This is a genomic window from Photorhabdus caribbeanensis, from assembly GCF_018448885.1.
In the GTDB taxonomy this organism is placed as follows: Bacteria; Pseudomonadota; Gammaproteobacteria; order Enterobacterales; family Enterobacteriaceae; genus Photorhabdus; species Photorhabdus caribbeanensis.
Window position 1 is genome coordinate 1 of the sequence record NZ_RCWB01000083.1, and the last position, 2,823, is coordinate 2,823.

The 2,823-nt window shown below is 38.2% G+C and carries 5 protein-coding genes; all 5 read right to left on the reverse strand.

The window, feature by feature from the left end:
* Positions 1-16: 16 nt before the first annotated feature.
* Positions 17-739 carry an Imm52 family immunity protein gene (locus EAE90_RS22945; RefSeq protein ID WP_214055420.1) on the reverse strand — a complete coding sequence of 241 codons (723 nt, stop codon included), beginning with the start codon at positions 737-739 and terminating at the stop codon, positions 17-19.
* Positions 740-751: 12 nt separating this feature from the next.
* Complete coding sequence (locus EAE90_RS22950; protein ID WP_214055421.1) at positions 752-1,516, reverse strand: Tox-REase-5 domain-containing protein; 765 nt, start codon at positions 1,514-1,516, stop codon at positions 752-754.
* Between the two features lies 1 nt (position 1,517).
* Positions 1,518-1,646 (reverse strand): PAAR domain-containing protein, encoded by a 129-nt coding sequence (locus tag EAE90_RS24370; protein WP_281422392.1) that lies wholly within the window; start codon positions 1,644-1,646, stop codon positions 1,518-1,520.
* Between the two features lie 42 nt (positions 1,647-1,688).
* The gene (locus EAE90_RS22960) at positions 1,689-2,411 is read right to left on the reverse strand and encodes an Imm52 family immunity protein (RefSeq protein ID WP_214055422.1); all 723 of its coding nucleotides are present in this window, start codon (positions 2,409-2,411) and stop codon (positions 1,689-1,691) included.
* Between the two features lie 17 nt (positions 2,412-2,428).
* Positions 2,429-2,823: Tox-REase-5 domain-containing protein (locus EAE90_RS22965; protein ID WP_246551114.1), on the reverse strand; the 395-nt coding region annotated here is incomplete at its 5' end.

Sequence of the window (2,823 nt, forward strand, 5' to 3'; positions counted from 1 at the left end):
AATAACATCACTCCCATTAAACTTCGGTAATTAACGGCAGTAATCCCAAATTCACCAACTGAATTTCAACATCATTGGATTTATCAATATCATCCTGATTCCTTCCATCAAAAATGCCTTTTTTGGTAATAATCAGGGTGCCTATCTGTTCATTATTTTGATACACAGGAAGCACATCCTCCGCCATAGGAAGATAGGATTTATCAATAATGCAGGGCTGGTAAAGCATCCAGCCAACACTTAAGCGATCAGGGAAAACCTGTTTGCTTTTTACGGTATAACCATTATTTTCGACTTGAATATAAGGAAAATCACGGCTGGCCGCTAAATATTTGACAAAATCAATTAATCGAGAGACATCAAACTGATGACTGTCAATCCTTAGGTTCATTTCCAGCCAGACCCAATTAGGGCGATCAGTTAACATTTTTCTATAACTCATGCCACTGGATAATTCATCCTTTTCACCATCCCATATGCCATTAATAAGAGCAGGAAAATTTTTCTTATAATCTTTTTCGAAACTTTTTATAGCAACCTCAGTTGGCCCCTGATCATCAAACACAAGATGTTTTAAGGCCTCCTTTCGGGAGTAGCCAGTTAAGTACCAAGCTTTTCCTTGGTTAAAAAAGACATCAATTTGCCGTGTAATATGAAACAAATCCATCAAAGCTGTATGGGCGGTAATGGTTTCTCTCTGCTCATAATATACATTAATTTTTATACGAACTATTGCCATGTTTACCTCGTGTTAAACTAAACTATCGCAAGGGGTATAGTGAACACTGATATTCTTATATTTACTAAATAGTACTTTAAAATATCCATAACTGATGGGCTGTAAAAAGTACCATTCCACGTGAGGAGTGCTATCCAGTACATCACAGACGGCCTGATGTCTGACAGCCTGATTTTGTGCTGATTTAACACCTTTCCACCAACCTTTAGGCTCATCCTCACTAATAAAAAACTGGTCATACCGCGCTTTGGCCTCTAGAAATAAGCAATACGCTGGCCGCCAACCATCAAAGGTGACTTTCAGGCACTGAAACTCCTGAATCATTTGTGTGGTCGGGTCATATTTAGTTTTAGCAATAAATCGCTGATAGTTAATCGTGATGGCGCTCCAGCGGCTAACTTTACGATACTTTTCACTCGTCACCGGAATAGCAAGACAAGCCTGACACTCTTTTTTAGTTTCCGTTTTTTCACACTCTTCCGTCTTAGACTGTGCTTTAGCCTGAACAGCACTGGTATCAATTGATTCTTCCCCTAAATCATCGTCCTCCCAAAAATCCGCATAGACCTCAGCACTCCAGACAATATTTCGATCTTCATCCGTGATGTCAGGGTTGATTACAAAATCCGTTTTCTTATGTTGAATGTTATCATCGTCTATAACGGATTTATCTTTACCCGCTTCCATGATACCGACTGCAATTAATACCCCGGCACAGGCGCTGGCGACATATTCAGCCGCACCCACTACAACAGGGGCTAATAAGGGTATTGGCATATTAACGTCTCCTGCTTATCTTATTTTTTACAATAATAGGAATATCATTGTGAATATATTCATCAATAGCGGTAATAACCTTACCACCATGATCTGTCGTATCACCTAACAGAATAACTGCTTTTGACATTAAAACCCTCCATCGTTTTTCAATTGGGAAATAATATCCCTATTAAACCTCGGTAATTAATGGCAGTAATCCCAAGTTCACCAACTGTATTTCAACATTATTAGACTTATCAATGTCATCCTGATTTCTTCCATCAAAAATGCCTTTTTTGGTAATAATCAGCGTGCCAACCTGTTCATTATTTTGATACACAGGAAGCACATCCTCCGCCATAGGCAGATAGGATTTATCAATAATACGGGGCTGGTAAAGCATCCAACCAACGCTGAGACGATCAGGGAAAACATTTTTATTCCATAAAGTGTAGCCATTAGTTTCTATTTGGATATAAGGGAAATCACGACTAACAACTAAATATTTAATCAGATTAATTAATCGGGAAATATTGAACTGGTCACAGCCAATTTTCAACCTTAGAGTCAACCAAACCCAGTTAGGACGATCCATTAACATTTTGCTGTAACTAATACCACTAGCTATACTATCTTCTTCACCATCCCATATACCTTCATTAAGAAAAGGAAAATTTTTTTTATGGCTATTTTCAAAACTCTTTATTGCTGCTCCAGTTGGCCCCTGCTTATCAAAAACTATATGTTTCAATGCCTCCTTCCTAGAATATCCTTGTAAAAACCAAGTTTTCTTCTGGTTAAAAAAAATATCAAGCTGCTGAGTAATATGGAATAAATCCATCAACACAGTGTTGACAGTAACCGTTTTATGTTGTTCATAATATACATTAATTTCTAGACGAACTATTGACATTTTATCCTCCTTTTACTTTAAGCAATGCCATTCAATTCAGGGCACGGCGTATAGTGAACACTAATATTTTTATAAATATGAAATATTCGTTGAAAATAACGATAACTAATCGGTTGTAAAAAATGCCATTCCACATTAGGTGTACAGTTTAGTAGATTACACACTCCCTGTTGTCGTGCTGCCTGATCTCGCCCAGAACGTTCACCTTTCCACCACTCTTTGGGACCACCCCCATTATCAAAAAACTGGTCATACCGCGCTTTGGCCTCTAGAAATAAACAATACGCTGGCCGCCAGCCATCAAACGTCACTTTCAGGCATTGAAATTCCTGGATCATTTGTGTGAGCGGGTTATATTTAGTTTTCGCAATAAATCTCTGATAGTTAATCGTGATGGCGCTCCAACGACTCA